The following is a 17,353-nucleotide window of genomic DNA, read 5'->3' as shown; positions in this document are numbered from 1 at the left end:
AAAATATATGGTGAGGAACTTGCCATTACAAAGGTGGAGAACCTTAAGACTATTTCGGTAGCTGGTTCGTTGAAGCCTGAAGCCCAACCCATCGCCTTTGGCGTGGGTGGGTAGTTCACTATAAACTACAGAATATAGTACGGATATACACCATGGATTGGGTCCACGAGCGTTGCTGATGAGTTATAATTTTACCAGGAATTATCTTACATTTGATATGGTCCCTAAGATAAAATCATAAATTTCGTTAATTTATGTATTTAATTAAATAAGTAGTAAACAAAGGCATTCGTAAGTTAAAATACTAAATAATTATCATATCATTTATATTTTCTTAAATTCTTTTTGAGATTAATAAATATAATTTATACATTTATTAATTCAAGATGGATTATAGTCCGTCACTCCTTAGCGACTATAGTCTATCTTTTTAGCTATTTTTAACTAATCTTAAACAACAAATCATGAAAAAAGAATGCTATTCCAAGCGGAATCTCTATCGGCATTTGTTACCATTGTTCTTTTTGACTTTTTTCTGTCTCATCGGCGTAGCCAAAGCACAAGCTCAACAAGGAGTTAGTGGAACGGTTACCTCTGCCATGGATGGGGCACCATTACCTGGAGTCAGTATCATTGTAAAGGGTACTAGCAACGGTGTGGTGACTGATTTTGACGGAAATTATCAATTGGATAATGTCCCTGCAGATGCAACTTTAGAGTTTTCCTACATCGGATTTGTAACCCAGGCAGTTGCCGTGGGTGGAAAATCTCAAATTAACATTTCCATGAACGAGGATCTCGAACAATTGAGCGAGGTCGTAGTAGTAGGTTATGGTGAACAAAAAAGAGAGGCGATCACAGGTTCGGTAGTTAGTATTAATACCAGTGAACTGGTTAAAACGCCTACTGTTAACGTTTCTAATGCTATTGCGGGTCGTATGCCCGGGGTTATTGCTACTCAGAGTAGTGGTGAGCCGGGGTATGATGGATCCACCATTCGTATTCGTGGTACGAACTCCTTTGGTGATAGTAGCCCACTGGTGGTTATCGATGGAGTCCCTGCACGTACAGGTGGATTTGCACGACTCAATCCTGCAGACATCGCAAGTATTTCTGTTCTTAAGGATGCTTCCGCGGCTATTTACGGTGCCAGAGCAGCAAATGGAGTTATTTTGGTGACTACCAAGCGTGGTAGTAAAGGAAAAACTAGTGTTACCTATACGAGTAATATTGGGTTTTCTCAACCGACCACAGTTCCAGATTTAGCCGGAGCGGTTGAATATTCAGAAATGCGTAATGATTTAGAGATCTATAAATTACCTGTAAGTTCATGGGGTGATGCAACTTCGGCTTTTCGCGAAACAGGCTCTTATACACGACCTGACGGTAGTGTGCTGACAGCTCCTTTTTCTCCTGAAGATAGAAGATTGTTCGCAGATGGATCGGACCCCTGGGGACATCCGGATACGGATTGGTTTGATGCCACTATGAAGGGGTGGTCTCTTCAAGAAAGACATAACCTTCAACTTGACGGAGGAAATGAGAACTTCCGATTCCTTACCTCTATTGGGTATCAAAATCAAGATGCTTATTACAAGAAATCTGCTACGAATTATCAGCAGTATGATCTTCGTATCAATTTGGATGCAAAGGTAAGTGAGCACATTAGTACACAGGTTGGTGTTTTGGCTAGACAGGAGGATCGTAACTTCCCTACTAAAGGAGCCGGTGCCATCTTTAGAATGCTAATGCGAGGTATTCCGACAGAGCCTGCATATTGGCCAAATGGAATGCCGGGACCGGATATTGAATACGGAGAAAACCCGGTAGTAATTACTACTAGTCAGACAGGATACGACAGAGACCGTAGATACTATTTCCAAACCAACGGAAAGGTAGAGATTAAGATACCTGGTATTGAAGGTTTAAAATTAACAGGTACAGCGGCCATTGATAAGTATATCCAGCAGAACAAACGTTGGGAAATTCCTTGGTATCTATACACCTGGCAAGGTGAGTACGAGGCAGATGGTGTAACCCCTAAATTAGTTAAGGGAAAACGAGGCCCATCAGAACCTAATTTAAACCAAGCAAACCAAGATCAGCTTAATATACTTCTAGGTGCAACATTGACCTACGATCGTACTTTTGGCGACCACTCTGTCAACGTACTGGTAGGTACTAACAAAGAGACTATTCAAAATGAAAACTTTAGCGCCTATAGACGTTATTTTATCTCTGAAGTGATTGATCAGATGTTTGCCGGTGGTGATGCAGAGAAAAATAATGGTGGTGGCGCATGGGAGCGTGCTCGTCTGAACTATTTTGGTAGGGTAGCCTATAATTTTAATGAAAAATATCTATTTGAATTTTTATGGCGCTATGACGGCTCTTATATGTTTCCCGAAAATAGCCGCTATGGATTTTTCCCAGGGATTATGGCAGGATGGCGTATCTCTGAAGAAAATTTCTGGAAAGAAAGTGTTCCATTTGTCAATCAGTTGAAATTGAGAGGTTCATGGGGTAAAATGGGTAATGATAACATCTTTTACGATGGTAACTTGCAAGAGTATCAATACTATTCTACCTATGGGTTTAGCAGCTATATTACCGATGGAAAAGTTTCGAAATCACTTTATGAATCTCGTGTGCCAAACCCATTTATTACTTGGGAGGAAGCAGACAATTACAATATAGGTCTTGATGGTGAAATGCTAGATGGCCGCGTATTTTTTGAATTCGATGCATTCTTAAATAAAAGAAGTAGTATTCTTTGGAGACGAAATGCCTCTATACCACAAACTACAGGGATGACTCTTCCTGCAGAAAACATTGGAGAGGTCGAAAATAAAGGTTGGGAGTTTAACGTGGGCTATAATGGTAAATTAAGTGATGATCTTTACTTTCAGTTCGCTGTAAATGGAGGTTATGCCAAAAACGAAATCAAATTCTGGGACGAAGCTCCCGGAGCTCCAGAGTGGCAACGATCCACCGGTAGTCCAATTGACGCAGGTCTGTACTATATTTATGACGGTGTTTTTAAAGATCAAGACGCCATTGCAGCAAATACACTTGATTATAGTGAGATTACAAACACCATTAGACCTGGTGATATGAAATACAAAGACTTCGACGGAGATGGTGCGATTACACCTGATGATAGAGTTCGAAGAGATATAAATAATCAGCCAACTTTTCAAGGAGGTGCAAACCTGCAAGTTCGTTATAAAGATTTTGACTTGACCGTTTTACTCCAAGGTTCCGCAGGTGCGGAAGTACCGATTCTAACTTATGAATCAGGAGCTATCGGGAACTACTTGATGGATTTTTACAATAATCGTTGGACTGTGGACAATCCTAGTAGTGTACATCCTAGAATAACTGATCGTAGTGATCAATATTATTCTGACGGTAATACATACTGGCTGAGAGATACCGATTATATCCGTCTAAAGAATGTAGAGGTCGGATATACACTTCCTTCAGAGGTCGGAGAGAAAATAGGAATTTCTAACCTAAGGTTCTACCTCAATGGGCTTAACGTGGCTACATGGAGTAAAATGAAAATAATGGATCCGGAGTCTGTGAACTCTGTTGGACATTATTATCCTCAGGCGCGTATAATTAATTTTGGTATGTCCGTAACCTTCTAAAAACTTTTGTTATGAACAATATAAAACAATATACTTTAAGGATATGCGTGCTTCTGCTTTTTGTCGGAATGACCTCATGCAATGATGACTTCGTGAATCGAAAACCATTAGATGAGGTTCCTAATTCTGATACATGGTCAGATCCAGCATTATCCGAAGCTTTTGTCCTAGACATCTATAATGGATTTGGACAAGGCGGATTAGATGAACAGATGCAGGCTTCACTAACTGATGAGTCGCTGTTTACCCACTCCGGTAGGGGGATCAATACGATAACAGAATCTAGATCGAACCCCGTTGATCAAGGTTGGATTAATTACAATTACAATTGGGCTGACATGTACAAACGAATTCGTGCTACAAATGTCGCCATGTCGTATCTAGAGGAGCCATTATTTGATAATAAACAAGTCTCAGATCGATTATTGGGAGAGGCTCATTTTTTAAGAGCTTTCTATTATCATCAATTACTGCGTTACTATGGTGCAGTTCCTATTGTTGATCGGATGTATGAGCTTGGGGAGGAAGATTATCTTCTTCCAAGAAATACATATGAAGAATGTGTGAATTTCATCATAGCAGACTGTGATAAAGCAGTAGAGCTATTGACAGGACAGCCTACCGCTACTGGGCGCGCAACCGATGTTGCCGCTTTAGCTCTTAAAGCTCGTACTCTTGTATATGCAGCAAGTGATCTTCATGATATTCCAACAGCTTCGGCGAATTCAGCTACAATCGCAGGCTATTCTAATCCTGAATATTTAGGATATGTCTCCGGTGATCAAACTGCGCGTTGGCAAAAAGCCAAAGCAGCCGCAAAAGCTGTGGTGGATAAAAATTTAGGATATAAGTTGAATCTTTCAGAGCCGGTAACTCCAGAGGAAGGTGAGGCCAATTATCTCGCTTTATCAATGGGTGGTGGAAGTGCAGTTGCAGATGCTTCTGCTGAGATTGAACTTATTTTAGGTCGATATTTTGTGGATGAAAAGGATGAGGGAGGTGCCTGGGTTGGACGTAATAATGGCCCGAACGGTTATCATAACTGGTCAGGAAATACACCAACTCAAAATTTGGTAGATGATTATGAAATGATCGATGGTACTGCTTTTGATTGGAATAATCCTGTTCATGCTGCAGCACCTTACGATAATCGTGATCCACGCTTTTATGCGTCCATACTACATGATGGTGCTGACTGGAAACCAAGGACTGCAGATGTTACGGCCACTGATCCGGCAAATCAAATCCAGAGCGGTCATTATGAAATAATCGATGGTGATGGAAATGTAGTGGTTCATGATGGAGTTGATACGCGTACTAGCTCCATTGAGAACTGGAATGGTAGTTATACTGCCTACACTATGCGTAAGTTTATCGATCCGGATCCTGCTATTGTAAACCAAACAGACCGTCAACAGATTCCTTGGCCGATGTTTAAATATACAGAAGCTGTACTTAATTACGCGGAAGCCTGTATTGAACTAGGTGAGGATGAGGAAGCCAGAATTTGGATCAACAAAATTCGATTCCGTGCAGGACTTCCGGCTCTTACGGAGTCCGGAGATGCCTTGATGGAACGTTATAGAAACGAACGACGTATTGAACTAGCGTATGAAGAACATCGTTTTCACGATGCCAGACGTTGGATGATCGCCCCAACTACTCTAGGCCAGCAAGTTCAAGTGATGGATATTTTTGGAGAACTAAAAGCAGGCGCGTCGGTTACTAAATACAAATATGATCCGGCAAGTTATAATTATTCATACACGGTTCATGATCTTGACCCGGGTATTGAGAATAGACAATGGTTGGATAAAATGTATTTTATAAGTATTCACCGAGATGAGATGAATCGTAATGATTTGTTGGTTCAAAATCCAGGATATTCAGAATAGACATCTTTAAACAGCTTAATATAATTAAAGTGCTTCACAGCACCTGAGCCAGGCCCGGTAAACTTTTATTCAAAGTGCCGGGCTTTGTTTTTATAGCTACTCAGTTGTTAAGAGTTGTGGTGTTTTAGTTCTATTAGGAATTTCAAAAACGTCATGATGTTGATACCGTTTTTAATACTATGTTAATAGCTACGACTTTCTTTTAATCTTAATTATAAATGATTAATTTTAAAGCAGCTATGAAAGACAAAAAAAGAAAAGGATTCGTATTCACCTCATATGAGGAACCAGATCAGTCTCCCTTTGAAAAGCTGTTTGAAATTTTCAAGGAACTGATCACGCATACTTCTGGGGATTTTGAAGAGGCCATTGACTGGCTTAGAGAGTTGGATAAGGAGTATCAATTAACGGATGAAGATTATACCATCGACGACTTTATCGAGGACCTCAAACAAAAAGGCTATATCCGACAAGAAATTGATCCTAATGGAGATGGTCAAGGTGATCAAGCTGGGTTTTCAATTACAGCAAAGACAGAACAAATTCTTCGAAAACACGCTCTTGAACAAATCTTCGGGAAGCTTAAAAAGAGCGGATCCGGAAACCATCGCAGCAAGCATATTGGACAGGGGGATGAGCGCACCGGAAATTTTAGGGAGTACAGGTTTGGGGATGCCCTTGAACAGGTCAATGTTTCCGAGAGTATTCGTAATGCGCAGCGTCATCACGGTTTTGATTCCTTTACTATGGATGAGGATGATCTGGTGGTAGAAGAGACGCATCACAAAGCACAGATGAGTACCGTCCTAATGATTGACATTAGTCATAGTATGATACTCTATGGAGAGGATAGAATCACTCCGGCTAAAAAGGTTGCTATGGCTTTGTCTGAACTGATAACTACCCGTTATCCTAAGGATTCTTTAGAGATTCTAGTGTTTGGAAACGATGCATGGCCGATACAGATCAAAGACTTGCCTTATTTGAAAGTTGGTCCCTACCACACCAATACGGTGGCAGGGCTGCAACTCGCCATGGACATGTTAAGACGTAAACGAAATACCAATCGTCAAATTTTCATGATTACGGACGGGAAACCCAGTTGTGTTCGAAAAGCAAATGGTGACTATTATATGAATAGTGTGGGCCTAGATCAATATATTGTAGATCGGTGTTATACCATGGCCCGGCAGGCTAGAAAACTACAGATTCCTATAACGACCTTTATGATCGCACAGGATCCCTATTTGATGCAGTTTATTAGACATTTTACAGAAGCCAATAAAGGCAAGGCCTTTTTTACTGGTTTGTCAGGACTGGGTGAAATGATTTTTGAGGACTACGAAAACAATAGAAAAAAGAGAATTCGATAATTAATTGCGGGTCCTTTAAGGGACTTATGCGCTAAAATTATCCGATAACGAATACAGATATAATGCAAATAGACAAAATTACTACCCTTGGAGAATTAAAGGCCGCCGGCTATCAAAGTAAATCCATCAAAGAAGAGCTCAGGGCAAATTTAATTAAGAATTTAAAAAATGGTATCAATAGTTTTGAGGGAATTCACGGCTATGAAAATTCTGTGATCCCGGAACTGGAAAGAGCCATACTTTCCAAACACAATATAAACTTACTAGGACTTCGTGGCCAGGCAAAAACCAGACTTGCCCGGGGGATGGTAAAGTTGCTCGATCCATGGATTCCTGCGGTAGCAGGATCTGAGATCAACGATGATCCATTTGTTCCGCTATCGCGATATGCTGTGGAGCTTATCAAAGAAAAAGGAGATCAAACACCTATTGTCTGGATCCCAAGAGAAGAACGCTTCTTTGAAAAGCTAGCGACTCCGGATGTAACGGTTGCAGATTTAATAGGGGATGTAGATCCTATTAAAGCAATGAATTTAAAACTTTCCTATGCCGATGATCGGGTGATCCACTACGGAATGATTCCTAGGGCAAATCGAAGCATATTTGTTATCAATGAATTGCCTGACCTGCAAGCTAGAATACAGGTGTCATTATTCAACATACTACAGGAAGGTGATATACAGATTAGAGGTTTTAAATTGCGTTTACCTTTGGACCTGCAGTTTGTATTTACTGCAAACCCAGAGGATTATACCAATAGAGGAAGTATTGTAACGCCTTTAAAAGATCGGATAGGTTCGCAAATCTTGACGCATTACCCGCAAAACCTTGAAGTTGCCAAGCAAATTACCCAACAAGAGGCTCAATTGGAGGATGTTCAAAAATCGGCAGTTTACGTACCGCAATTGGTCTATGATGTTTTGGAACAAATCGGTTTTCAGGCTAGAGAAAGCCCCTATATAGATCCAAAGAGTGGTGTGAGTGCGCGTTTGAGTATCAGTGCCCTCGAAAACCTTATCAGTACAGCGGAACGACGCATGTTGAAAAATGGAGCGACCCATACCAGTGTACGGCTTTCTGATTTCATGGGAGTGATACCTGCCATTACCGGAAAAGTGGAATTGGTATATGAAGGAGAGCAGGAGGGAGCTGTTTTTGTTGCTGAGGAGCTTATTGATCAGGCGATTCAAAGCTTATTCCCGCTCTATTTTCCGGAGATAAAAAAACTGGAAAGACCAGATCAGACCAATGCCTATGATGAGGTGGTTCAATGGTTTTTTGCAGGAAGCGGTCTGCAATTATTTGATGAAACATCAGATGCCGATTACCAAAAGCAACTAAATGAAATGGAACCTTTGGCTGAACTAATTCAAAAGTACCAACCGGATTACGAGTTGAAGGATATTAACTTTTTGAAAGAGTTTGCACTTTGGGGAATGGTGGTGTTTAAAAAATTGAGTAAGCGCAGAGTTTCAGAAGGCTATCAATTTAAAGATCCTTATGGAAGTTTTATTTCCGATCTTTAGCTGAGCAGCATTCCAAGCTTAAAATTGATACAATCATATAAAACATAGCAAGGCTGTAGTGCCAAATACTATAGTCTTGCTATTTTTCGTCCAATTGGTGCAGCCATCTTTCCAACAGAGTTGGCCAAATACTTATATGTGAATTTGTTATACCGAGACCGAAACCGTGGCCGCCTTTAGGAAACACATGAAGTTCAGTATCAATATCGTTTTCTTTAAGCGCTTGAAACATCATAATACTATTAGCCACTGGAACTACATTGTCATCTTCACAATGAATTAAAAATGTCGGTGGTGTTTCTGAATTCACCTGCTTGTTGTTGGAGAATAAATGAACTGCTTCTTTACTTGGTTTTTCTCCAAGCAGATATAGCTTAGACCCTTTATGAGTATAGGCGTCCTCCATGCTGATAACCGGATAAATCAAAACCATAAAGTCCGGGCGTGCACTAACCTCATGATAGGGATCGCTCTTTGGGAAAACTTCCATGTCGTAATGCGTTCCAAGGGTAGAGGCTAAATGACCTCCCGCTGAGAATCCCATGATACCTATATTATGGGGATCAATGCTCCAACGATCTGCATTTTTTCGGATGTATTTAATAGCGCGAACAGCATCACTTAGCGGAATCTTGTTTTTAAAATCTCTGGTATGTCTTTCCGGGGTTCTATATTTTAGAACAAAGGCGGTGTATCCGATGGTGTTGTACCATTTGGCAATCTCTATGCCCTCTAAATCATAAGCCAATCCGTGATATCCACCACCAGGAAGGATGATCACAGCTTTTTTGTTCTGATGTCTCTTGGGAGGGAGATAGACCTCAATAGTAGGTGTTCTAATCTCGGTAATCCAAAGAATATCATTTTCAGTATGTTTTTCTTGTGGTGCATCAGCTAGTGCGTGCGGTACGGCTTCAGGGTATAAGGGAATACTATTTTGCGCGCTAAGATTTGCACTTAAGGCAATATATAGGCAACAAAGTGTTAAACGGATAATAGAGGTTTTTAGGTTCATTCCATAGTTGTGTTTAAAAATGATGTCGTGCTAATGCTCTTTCCCTCATTATTATATGGAATAACTGTTGAGGCTTTAATACATTCTTCTATGAAGTCTACATAGGTGGCCTTCCCATCATTGAGGACTCCTCTTGGAATACGCTCATTTTCACTGTGAATGTGTTTGAGGTATTCTCGAGAGATGGTAATGGGAACAGTAGTATAGGTGTTAATACCTTTGGCTCTGAAGAGTCCTGCATCACTGGTATTTGGTAATGAGATGCTCAAGACCTCGGCATCTGGATAATTCTTTCTTATGGCTGCCTCTAGATGACGGTAATACTCATTGTCTGGATCAGAGGATTTCATTTTTGGAGTTTTGTATATGGTTGATACCTCGATATTAGGGTTTTTGAGGCGTCTTTTTAGATCCTCTAAAAATTGATCAGCATCCGTTTGTGGAAGTAATCTACAGTCCAATAGTGCGGTCACCTCGGATGGGATTACATTAATCACATCGTTCTCACTATCAATACCTGTTAGGGTGATGGTATTTGAAAACAGCGCAAATAGCTCAGGTTGTTTTCGTAACTGAGGAGTTATAAACATTCTGAAAAGCCTCGGGTGACGCATCGCAAACCCGGTCAAGCCTTTCTCTAACGCTCCAAGTCCTTTGAGCATTCTTACATTGAGATCGTTGTAAATCGCCTTTTCCTTATGGTCTAAAAGGTTGTTAAGCGCTTTGACCATTTCTTTATTCGCATATTTTAAGGGGGTTACAGATCCGTGTGCTGAAGAGTTTATCTTTAATTTTAATTCTATCCAAAGCGGTCTTTTATGAGCCACAGAAATCGGAAATAAAACTTGGTCCGGCCTGGTTTGTAATACACCTTCAAGGGATGGTGGACCTTCACCTAATACTACCACCGGGTTTAATAAATCCAAATAATTTTTGATCACATATTCGGATCCGCCCTTGCATTGGGTTTCTTCGCAGGAAACTGCCAAAAATGTGACGTTAAACGGGAGTTGGGTGTCTTTGTATTTTCGTGCGATTTCTATAACACTAAAGAGTTGCATCATGGCATTTCCTTTATTGTCAAAGGTGCCCCGACCCCAAATCTCGTCATGGGTTAGTTTGCCTGAAAAAGGATCTTCTTTCCACTTGCTTAAATCCCCGGCAGGGACTACATCGATATGGTTTAAGAAAACAATATTGGGTAAGTTCGATGTCAAGGGATAAAGCGATGCGGTAAAATTATAATTCCCGTCCGTGTCACCCATCTGCTTAATTTGCAGGCCATTTTTGATACACACACTTTTTAGCCATTCTCCAGCTTCTTTTTCATTGCCGCTTATAGAATTGAACCGTACATATTTACTCAGATAATTTTCAATAGTTGTACCATTGATCTCACTTAGTGAAATCTCAGGCCCCGGCATCAAAGACTGTGAGAGTCCAACTTGATGCAGTAGTACGATGCACAAAGAGCAAATGAAATATTTAAAAGATAATTGCATAAAAAGTCTATGTTGTGACCAATATATTGAATATTACTAGATATATAATAATGAATTCAAGATATTATTAATTCTGATCAAGGTAAAAGTATTTGGTAAAGCGCTTTGGAAGTTATGTGTGAACATGACAAACATAAGATAATTTTTAGTACAACTGAGTATTATTGATATCTTTGAATGGTATTGGATTAAGAATTAATACATCCTTAACATTAGACAGCAGCGACACATACCGGTTCAACCCTCAGCGGTCATTTCTTACCTAAGAGTAGGTAAACTTTTATACTGGTCTTTGATTTTATTTTTTGCGGAATCATTGATTTATGGATATCAGCTTTTAAAGTCTATAGAACAAAGAGGAGTGTTTGCCATTATCTTTTGGCTTTCATTTTTCCTGTTCTCTTTTGTTCACATCTTTCTAGTACTGGCCGATGGGTGGTCAAGATATCAGAATTACAAACGGGTGAAAGATCAGTTTTTCATCTACGGTTTTCAACCGCGAATAGCCGAGAACTGCATTGGATCAAAATGCCAGAGAAGTGCAGCGAATGTAGCTGCTGAAGAACTAGGCATCGAGGATGAACTACAAAATTACTATTATAAAAGGGGAGTGAAATGGTTTCATTATATCCCATATTTTATGCTAAGAGATCCGTTTTTCCTTTTTAAAAATAGTTTTTGGTCCAAAACTTTTCTTGAAAAAGCATACACTTCCAAGTTTGATTACCATAGGTTGCAATACGAATCATCAATATGAATTTATCTATTAAGAACATCAGTAAAAGTTATGGAAAGATAAGTGCCCTTAAGGGGGTTAGTATGCACTGTTCAAAGGGTGAAATTATTGGTTTGCTTGGTCGCAACGGAGCAGGGAAGACCACTCTGTTCAAAATACTTTTCGGATTAGTCCAAGCCGACTCCGGTCAGCTGGAGTTTGAGCATTCCAAACACAAGACATTGGGCGGAATTATTGAGAAGCCGGGGCTATACGGTTATTTGAATGCCCATGAAAACTTGAAGGTATTTTCGCGTATGCAAGGTCTGAAACTCTCTGAGCAAGAAATTGAGCTCAGTCTTCAAAGGGTAGGTTTGCCTATCGACAGATGCGATCAGGTACAGCATTATTCCATGGGAATGAAACAGCGTCTTGGTATTGCTATCGCCCTTTTAAATCATCCAAGTTACCTGGTGTTGGATGAACCTTTCTCAGGGCTGGATCCCATCGGAATTAAGGCTATTAGTTCACTGATATTGGATTTGGTAGCCAAGGATAAAATAGGAGTTCTTATCGCATCTCATTTGGTGGATCAACTCAGTGCTATTAGTGATCGCATCTATGTCATTAACGATGGGGAAATTATTAAATCAGGTGAAACCCAGCAGCTCATTAGGGATCACAGTCAACTGTATACATTATATGCTCCAAATATCGGGGAGTCTCAATGCTTGAAAAAATACGGCGCCAAACTTTTTCCAAGCAAGGCAATTTTACAGCTTGATACTCCTAAAATTATAGAAGTTTTACAGGAGCTTCAAGAGGAAAATATAACTATAACTTCCTGTGTACCCGAAGTTGATTTTGAAAAACTATTTGATATTAAAGTGTAGATGAGAGATCTGTTAGTGGTAGAGATTTACAAACTGCTCAAGCAAAGCAAAACCTATTATGGTCTCTTTGCTATTTTCTTTATTGAACTATTGGTAGTCCTAGCAGCCTATTATCAGGGAAATGATATTCTGGATCTGCTTTTGAGTAACCTAAAAGATTCATTTTATTTTGAAGGGACTTTGCTCAATGGGAATTTAATCATTTACCTCTTATTGAATATGCTTTGGTTTCACCTACCACTAATTTTGATGATACTCATGGCAGGTACGTTGACTACTGAATTTAAGGATGGTACTTTGCAATCGGTGATGCTACAACCGGTGTCGAAGTGGAAATTTATTTTAAGCAAGTACTGCGTTGTTATTCTCTTTACCATAATTACTGTAACCTTCACAGCCTTGAGTAGCTTTGCGATCGCCTATTTTATTTTTGGCAAGGGTGATTTGGTGGTGTATTTGGGAACCTTAAATTTTATAGAGTCTTCCATGGCACAACAAAAATTGATTTACGCTTTTGTTTTCGGAGGTATTTCTATGATATTTTTTACTGTTGTGAGCCTCACCCTGGCCGTAATTTTAAAAGAAGCAACCAAGACCTGGATCGTAGCTGCATTATTCTTAATCCTGAACAATGTTTTGATGAAGTTTGAACTGGACAATAATTTTTATAATTATTGGTTCTTCCCTAAATTAAACAATTCATGGCAGTTGTTCTTTTATACTGAGGTTCCCTCAGGGTTGATTGTTCAAAATGGATTGGTGCTTATAGCCTATACTGTACTATTTATGTGTATAGGGATGTTATTGTTTGTTAAAAGAGATATCGGATGATTTATAAAAAAATATATTTAAGCCTTGTGTTTCTCGTTTTTTCAAATGTTGTTTTGGCGCAAACGGCGGAGCTAGACCTTGCCCGTGTTCAAAAGCGTTTAGACAGTATTCAAAGCTTTAAGGCAGAACTCACCTTAGAATTAGATATCAAATTTATAGAAATGCCCACCAAACAGGCCAAGCTGCTTTTTCAAAAGGGTAAACCACTGGAGTTTGAGTCATCAGAATTTGTAATGCTTCCAAAAAAAGGGCTGGACTTTACCATGCAAGAATTATTTAAATATCCATATCTGGTTGTGGATAGGGGGTATCAAGATAAAAACGGTGAGAGTTTCAGGCAATTAAGCCTTATACCACAAGATCGCAAGGCAGACTTTGCTATTGCTACACTGCTGTTGGATTATAAGCGCGATCGAATAGTACAATCTGATATTAGTACAAAAAAGCATGGTAGCTATAGTATTGATATGAATTACGGATCATCTGATAGATCGCTTCCGGATTCAGTAACTGTTACTTTTGAAATACAGGATGTGAATTTGCCGATTCAATATTTATCCAATAAGACTGATATGGAAATAGACAAAAAATCCGCGCGAAGGGAAGGGATTAATGAAGGACGTATTTATTTAAAACTTTCGGATTATCAAATAAAGTACAACCAATAACTTCTAAAAAAATAAAGAGGGTTCTTTAAAAAAGAACCCTCTTTGTATACAACCTAAAACGCTAATGTTTATTCAGTGATCCACTCACCGTTTTCGTTAGCGAAAAGAGTACCTGCTTGTTCACCAATTTGAACTTCTAATTTATAGGTACCTTCTTCGTTTTTGTATGCTTTTGAGATAGCTGCTTCTGGATAGTCAGCTTTCAAAGCTTCTTGAACAGCTGCCGGAACTTCTTCCACAGCGATTTCTTGATACTCATCTTGCATAGTGATTACAAGATCGTTGTTTACTGTTGCTGGAGCAGCTGCAAATGCTGTCAATCCACCTAATGCTAGAGCTGCTACTAAAACTACTTTTTTCATGATTTTAAATTTTATAATTAAACTTATGTTTCAATTTGTTCTGCTTAGTTAAATGCGATTATTGTGCCAACAGCAGCCTTAAGTGGTAAGTAGCTGATGAATAGCGTATTGTGGTAGTGTGCCAAAAACATTGCTGTTTGTAAATTGTATAAAGTGGGTAAAAGAGTGTGTAATTGTTACCCAAATACTTGTGTAATGTCGGGTGTTGTTTTGGGTTTTAGAAATTTGAATCGCTATAAAAGGGATTAACAGGAGCAACTGCTTCTTTAAATGCAGTCTTGTGTAATGGTTTGAATAGGGATTTAATTATTGTTTCTTCACCCGATTATCATCAAAGGCCGAAGGAAGCAATGTCGGAATCAATTTAATAAATATAGGAAGTAGGATCGCTCCTCCCGGTAGTGCGAAAATGGCCAGCGAAGGAATCGATTTAAAAATATCCAATAGTTGGTTTTTTATTTTTTTTCGTTCCTCATCAGTAAGATCAGTAGTTGTAGATTTACTCAGTAAATAGATGAGTTCCTTACTTTCACTAAGTTCTTTCAACAATCGTTTACTGTTCCTTTTTATCAAACGCCTAACCAGCTGGTGAGAGTTTTCAAAAAATTGTAGGATAGGATTTGCGGTCTTGAATAAGCTTACGCTGTTCTTGTGTTCTTCAAAAAATACAGCTACGTGGTTAATAGCATCTTTAACGATGTCATCATCTAATTCTAAATCTGCCGCAATCTGCTTGATAAAAGCCGATTCTGTGTATTCTATTTGGTGATCTTCCCAAGCTGCCAGAGATACAATGTCAATAAAATACTGGCGTTCGGAACTGGAAAAACTCCCTTTTAAATCATCTCTATACGTATTTATAATGGCTTGATCTTCCATGTCGTGGTAGAGTAAGGAGGCACTAAAGAGTTTTAAAAGTTGGTTGTCATTTTCAGTTTTAATCTGTTTAGCGTCTACAGCATGGAAGGCAAGATTCATCAAGATACGCTCAAGTTTCTTTGCCTGTAGTTGAAGATTTGTTCCTCCTTCCAGGAAATAAACAAACATAAGAACATCCACAAAAAGTAAAGAGTTGGTCAATAACTTACTGAAGTTCTTTGTCAAAAGGTTCTCCATGACATGAACCCTTTGATGGATAATTTTTTCAAGCTTAGCACTTGGTTTGTTATCTTGGAACAGACTGGCCAAGAAGGAAGCCTTTTCAACCTCTAGTAGCGAATAAAACTCAAGAACTTGCTCCAAAAAGACATCAAAATTTATAGGTTGATCCTTTGTGCTGTGGAATTGATAGGTAGAATAAAGAGCAGTCAATAAGTTGACTTTAGCCATTTCGTCCTCTGTAAGTTCATTATCAATGTCCAGGACAGCTGCGACATTTATGTTCGCACCGTAGATGAACCCAAAACTTCGTAATTCACGATAAAGTACTTGTTCAGAGGGATAAGGGAAATCCTTATCCTTTACAACGTATGCGAATTTGTCAATCCAACCTTGGGCTGAAGGGTTCATAGCTTCTTAAAACTTTAGGGTGCTAAAATACGATAGTTCTTTTAATATCCTTTTGGAAGCAGGTAAAATTAAGGCGAACAAAATGTTCCTAAAATGTGTGTTATGTACTATTTGTTTATTGCACAGTGAGGAGTTAACAATTTTTAACTACTGTGCTTTTGTATTCCTTAAGTCCAATTAGTAAATGCAACAACCTTTGGTTTTTTGTGTTGCATCTCAAAGGTGAAATTTGAGGAACAACAATCCTTTACTCTTTTTTAAACGTTTAGGACGTTATGGATTGGGTATTAAAAATTAATAGATTTTTGAAGCGTTGCTTTATAATGACATCCAAATAACGTAATTTGGTCTGTAGATACTAACTAAAAGGACATGAAAAAATACTTTGCAGAAGAAAACCGATATGAAAAAATGCGATACCGTCGATGTGGTAAAAGTGGGATAGACTTACCGCTTTTATCACTTGGATTATGGCACAATTTCGGAAATAACGATGACTTCAAAAATGCAGCGCAAATTTTGCGTTCTGCCTTCGATCATGGGATTACCCATTTTGATTTGGCAAACAATTACGGACCTCCTTACGGAAGTGCTGAAAAGAATTTTGGTAAAATTTTCAAAAGAGATTTTAAATCCTATAGAGATGAGCTTATCATATCTACCAAAGCAGGTTGGGATATGTGGCCCGGGCCTTATGGGAATTTCGGATCCAGGAAATACCTAATCTCAAGTTTGGATCAATCCTTAAAACGAATGAAACTGAACTATGTAGACATCTTTTACCACCATCGTCCTGATCCAGATACCCCATTAGAAGAAACTATGGGAGCTCTTGATCAGATTGTGCGATCCGGAAAAGCATTATATGTAGGTATTTCACAATACAATGCTGCAGATACTAAAAAAGCGGCAGCTATCCTCAAAGCTCAAGGAACACCATTTTTAATTCACCAACCAAGGTATAATATGCTCGATAGATGGGTTGAAGATAAGCTTCTTGATACCTTGGATCAAGTAGGTATCGGAAGTATTGTGTTCTCGCCTTTAGAACAAGGTATTCTCACCTCCAAGTATTTGGATGGTATTCCAAAAGATTCAAGAGCAGCCACAGAAGGCAGCTACCTAAAGGCTGACAGGATAACTCCTGAACTTATCGCTAAGATTGGAGCGTTAAATGCTATAGCGGAGAAAAGGGGTCAGAGTCTGGCACAAATGGCCATAGCGTGGCTTTTAAAAGATCAAAGAGTAACCTCTGTACTTATTGGCGTAAGTAAGGTATCTCAATTAAAGGATAATATTGAGGCTTTGGACAATTTGAAGTTCACCGCCAAGGAATTAAAAGAAATTGAAACTATTGTTGCTGATGTAAAACTCAATTAATTGTTGACTAATAGCAAGAATTCAGTGCTAT

At 39.0% G+C, this 17,353-nt stretch carries 13 protein-coding genes; 9 read left to right on the top strand and 4 right to left on the bottom strand.

Annotated elements, in window-relative coordinates:
- Positions 1-464: 464 nt before the first annotated feature.
- From ACN0TV_RS15430 to ACN0TV_RS15415, 4 genes are all read left to right on the top strand, one after another.
- Positions 465-3,653 (top strand): SusC/RagA family TonB-linked outer membrane protein, encoded by a 3,189-nt coding sequence (locus ACN0TV_RS15430; RefSeq protein WP_417363990.1) that lies wholly within the window; start codon positions 465-467, stop codon positions 3,651-3,653.
- A gap of 11 nt (positions 3,654-3,664) precedes the next feature.
- Positions 3,665-5,548 (top strand): RagB/SusD family nutrient uptake outer membrane protein, encoded by a 1,884-nt coding sequence (locus ACN0TV_RS15425; protein ID WP_417363988.1) that lies wholly within the window; start codon positions 3,665-3,667, stop codon positions 5,546-5,548.
- A gap of 239 nt (positions 5,549-5,787) precedes the next feature.
- Entirely contained in the window at positions 5,788-6,921 is a 1,134-nt protein-coding gene (locus ACN0TV_RS15420; protein WP_417363986.1) for a vWA domain-containing protein, read from the top strand.
- Positions 6,922-6,983: 62 nt separating this feature from the next.
- Positions 6,984-8,447, top strand: coding sequence for a magnesium chelatase (locus ACN0TV_RS15415; RefSeq protein WP_417363984.1), 1,464 nt, complete (start codon positions 6,984-6,986; stop codon positions 8,445-8,447).
- Between the two features lie 79 nt (positions 8,448-8,526).
- On the opposite strand, the gene ACN0TV_RS15410 is transcribed toward ACN0TV_RS15415, so the two are convergent.
- The gene (locus ACN0TV_RS15410) at positions 8,527-9,462 is read right to left on the bottom strand and encodes an alpha/beta hydrolase (protein ID WP_417363983.1); all 936 of its coding nucleotides are present in this window, start codon (positions 9,460-9,462) and stop codon (positions 8,527-8,529) included.
- Entirely contained in the window at positions 9,459-10,964 is a 1,506-nt protein-coding gene (locus ACN0TV_RS15405; RefSeq protein WP_417363981.1) for a M20/M25/M40 family metallo-hydrolase, read from the bottom strand. Before ACN0TV_RS15405 ends, ACN0TV_RS15410 begins: the two co-directional genes overlap by 4 nt.
- A gap of 292 nt (positions 10,965-11,256) precedes the next feature.
- On the opposite strand from ACN0TV_RS15405, the gene ACN0TV_RS15400 reads away from it, so the two are divergent.
- Genes ACN0TV_RS15400 through ACN0TV_RS15385 form a run of 4 tightly spaced genes read left to right on the top strand, consistent with a single transcriptional unit; the run spans position 11,257 to position 14,071 of the window.
- A complete protein-coding gene (locus tag ACN0TV_RS15400) occupies positions 11,257-11,721 on the top strand; it encodes a hypothetical protein (RefSeq protein ID WP_417363979.1) in 465 nt (154 codons plus the stop codon).
- Positions 11,718-12,572: an ABC transporter ATP-binding protein gene (locus tag ACN0TV_RS15395; RefSeq protein ID WP_417363978.1), complete on the top strand. Its 855-nt coding sequence runs from the start codon at positions 11,718-11,720 to the stop codon at positions 12,570-12,572. The genes ACN0TV_RS15400 and ACN0TV_RS15395 overlap by 4 nt, the downstream gene beginning before the upstream one ends.
- Positions 12,573-13,403, top strand: a complete 831-nt coding sequence (locus ACN0TV_RS15390; protein WP_417363976.1) for an ABC transporter permease — start codon at positions 12,573-12,575, stop codon at positions 13,401-13,403.
- Positions 13,400-14,071 carry a hypothetical protein gene (locus ACN0TV_RS15385; protein WP_417363974.1) on the top strand — a complete coding sequence of 224 codons (672 nt, stop codon included), beginning with the start codon at positions 13,400-13,402 and terminating at the stop codon, positions 14,069-14,071. Before ACN0TV_RS15390 ends, ACN0TV_RS15385 begins: the two co-directional genes overlap by 4 nt.
- Positions 14,072-14,139: 68 nt before the next feature.
- Here ACN0TV_RS15385 and ACN0TV_RS15380 read toward each other — a convergent pair whose 3' ends face one another.
- Together ACN0TV_RS15380 and ACN0TV_RS15375 are read right to left on the bottom strand one after the other, a co-directional pair.
- On the bottom strand, positions 14,140-14,433 hold the full coding sequence (locus tag ACN0TV_RS15380) for a hypothetical protein (protein WP_417363973.1): 294 nt from the start codon (positions 14,431-14,433) through the stop codon (positions 14,140-14,142).
- 306 nt (positions 14,434-14,739) lie between these two features.
- The gene (locus ACN0TV_RS15375; RefSeq protein WP_417363971.1) at positions 14,740-15,942 is read right to left on the bottom strand and encodes an LETM1-related biofilm-associated protein; all 1,203 of its coding nucleotides are present in this window, start codon (positions 15,940-15,942) and stop codon (positions 14,740-14,742) included.
- A 372-nt stretch (positions 15,943-16,314) separates the two neighbouring features.
- Here ACN0TV_RS15375 and mgrA point away from each other — a divergent pair, with 372 nt between their 5' ends.
- The gene (mgrA, locus tag ACN0TV_RS15370) at positions 16,315-17,322 is read left to right on the top strand and encodes an L-glyceraldehyde 3-phosphate reductase (RefSeq protein WP_417363969.1); all 1,008 of its coding nucleotides are present in this window, start codon (positions 16,315-16,317) and stop codon (positions 17,320-17,322) included.
- Positions 17,323-17,353: the final 31 nt, after the last annotated feature.

The organism is Galbibacter sp. (assembly GCF_048266365.1).
GTDB lineage: Bacteria > Bacteroidota > Bacteroidia > Flavobacteriales > Flavobacteriaceae > Galbibacter.
This window is presented reverse-complemented; position numbering and strand designations above follow the sequence as displayed.

What these genes read in the sequence shown, in the direction of transcription:
- ACN0TV_RS15430 (WP_417363990.1), top strand. Translation starts at nt 465, where the DNA reads ATGAAAAAAGAATGCTATTCCAAGCGGAATCTCTATCGGCATTTGTTA.
- ACN0TV_RS15425 (WP_417363988.1), top strand. Translation starts at nt 3,665, where the DNA reads ATGAACAATATAAAACAATATACTTTAAGGATATGCGTGCTTCTGCTT.
- ACN0TV_RS15420 (WP_417363986.1), top strand. Translation starts at nt 5,788, where the DNA reads ATGAAAGACAAAAAAAGAAAAGGATTCGTATTCACCTCATATGAGGAA.
- ACN0TV_RS15415 (WP_417363984.1), top strand. Translation starts at nt 6,984, where the DNA reads ATGCAAATAGACAAAATTACTACCCTTGGAGAATTAAAGGCCGCCGGC.
- ACN0TV_RS15410 (WP_417363983.1), bottom strand. Translation starts at nt 9,462, where the DNA reads ATGAACCTAAAAACCTCTATTATCCGTTTAACACTTTGTTGCCTATAT.
- ACN0TV_RS15405 (WP_417363981.1), bottom strand. Translation starts at nt 10,964, where the DNA reads ATGCAATTATCTTTTAAATATTTCATTTGCTCTTTGTGCATCGTACTA.
- ACN0TV_RS15395 (WP_417363978.1), top strand. Translation starts at nt 11,718, where the DNA reads ATGAATTTATCTATTAAGAACATCAGTAAAAGTTATGGAAAGATAAGT.
- ACN0TV_RS15390 (WP_417363976.1), top strand. Translation starts at nt 12,573, where the DNA reads ATGAGAGATCTGTTAGTGGTAGAGATTTACAAACTGCTCAAGCAAAGC.
- ACN0TV_RS15385 (WP_417363974.1), top strand. Translation starts at nt 13,400, where the DNA reads ATGATTTATAAAAAAATATATTTAAGCCTTGTGTTTCTCGTTTTTTCA.
- ACN0TV_RS15380 (WP_417363973.1), bottom strand. Translation starts at nt 14,433, where the DNA reads ATGAAAAAAGTAGTTTTAGTAGCAGCTCTAGCATTAGGTGGATTGACA.
- ACN0TV_RS15375 (WP_417363971.1), bottom strand. Translation starts at nt 15,942, where the DNA reads ATGAACCCTTCAGCCCAAGGTTGGATTGACAAATTCGCATACGTTGTA.
- mgrA (WP_417363969.1), top strand. Translation starts at nt 16,315, where the DNA reads ATGAAAAAATACTTTGCAGAAGAAAACCGATATGAAAAAATGCGATAC.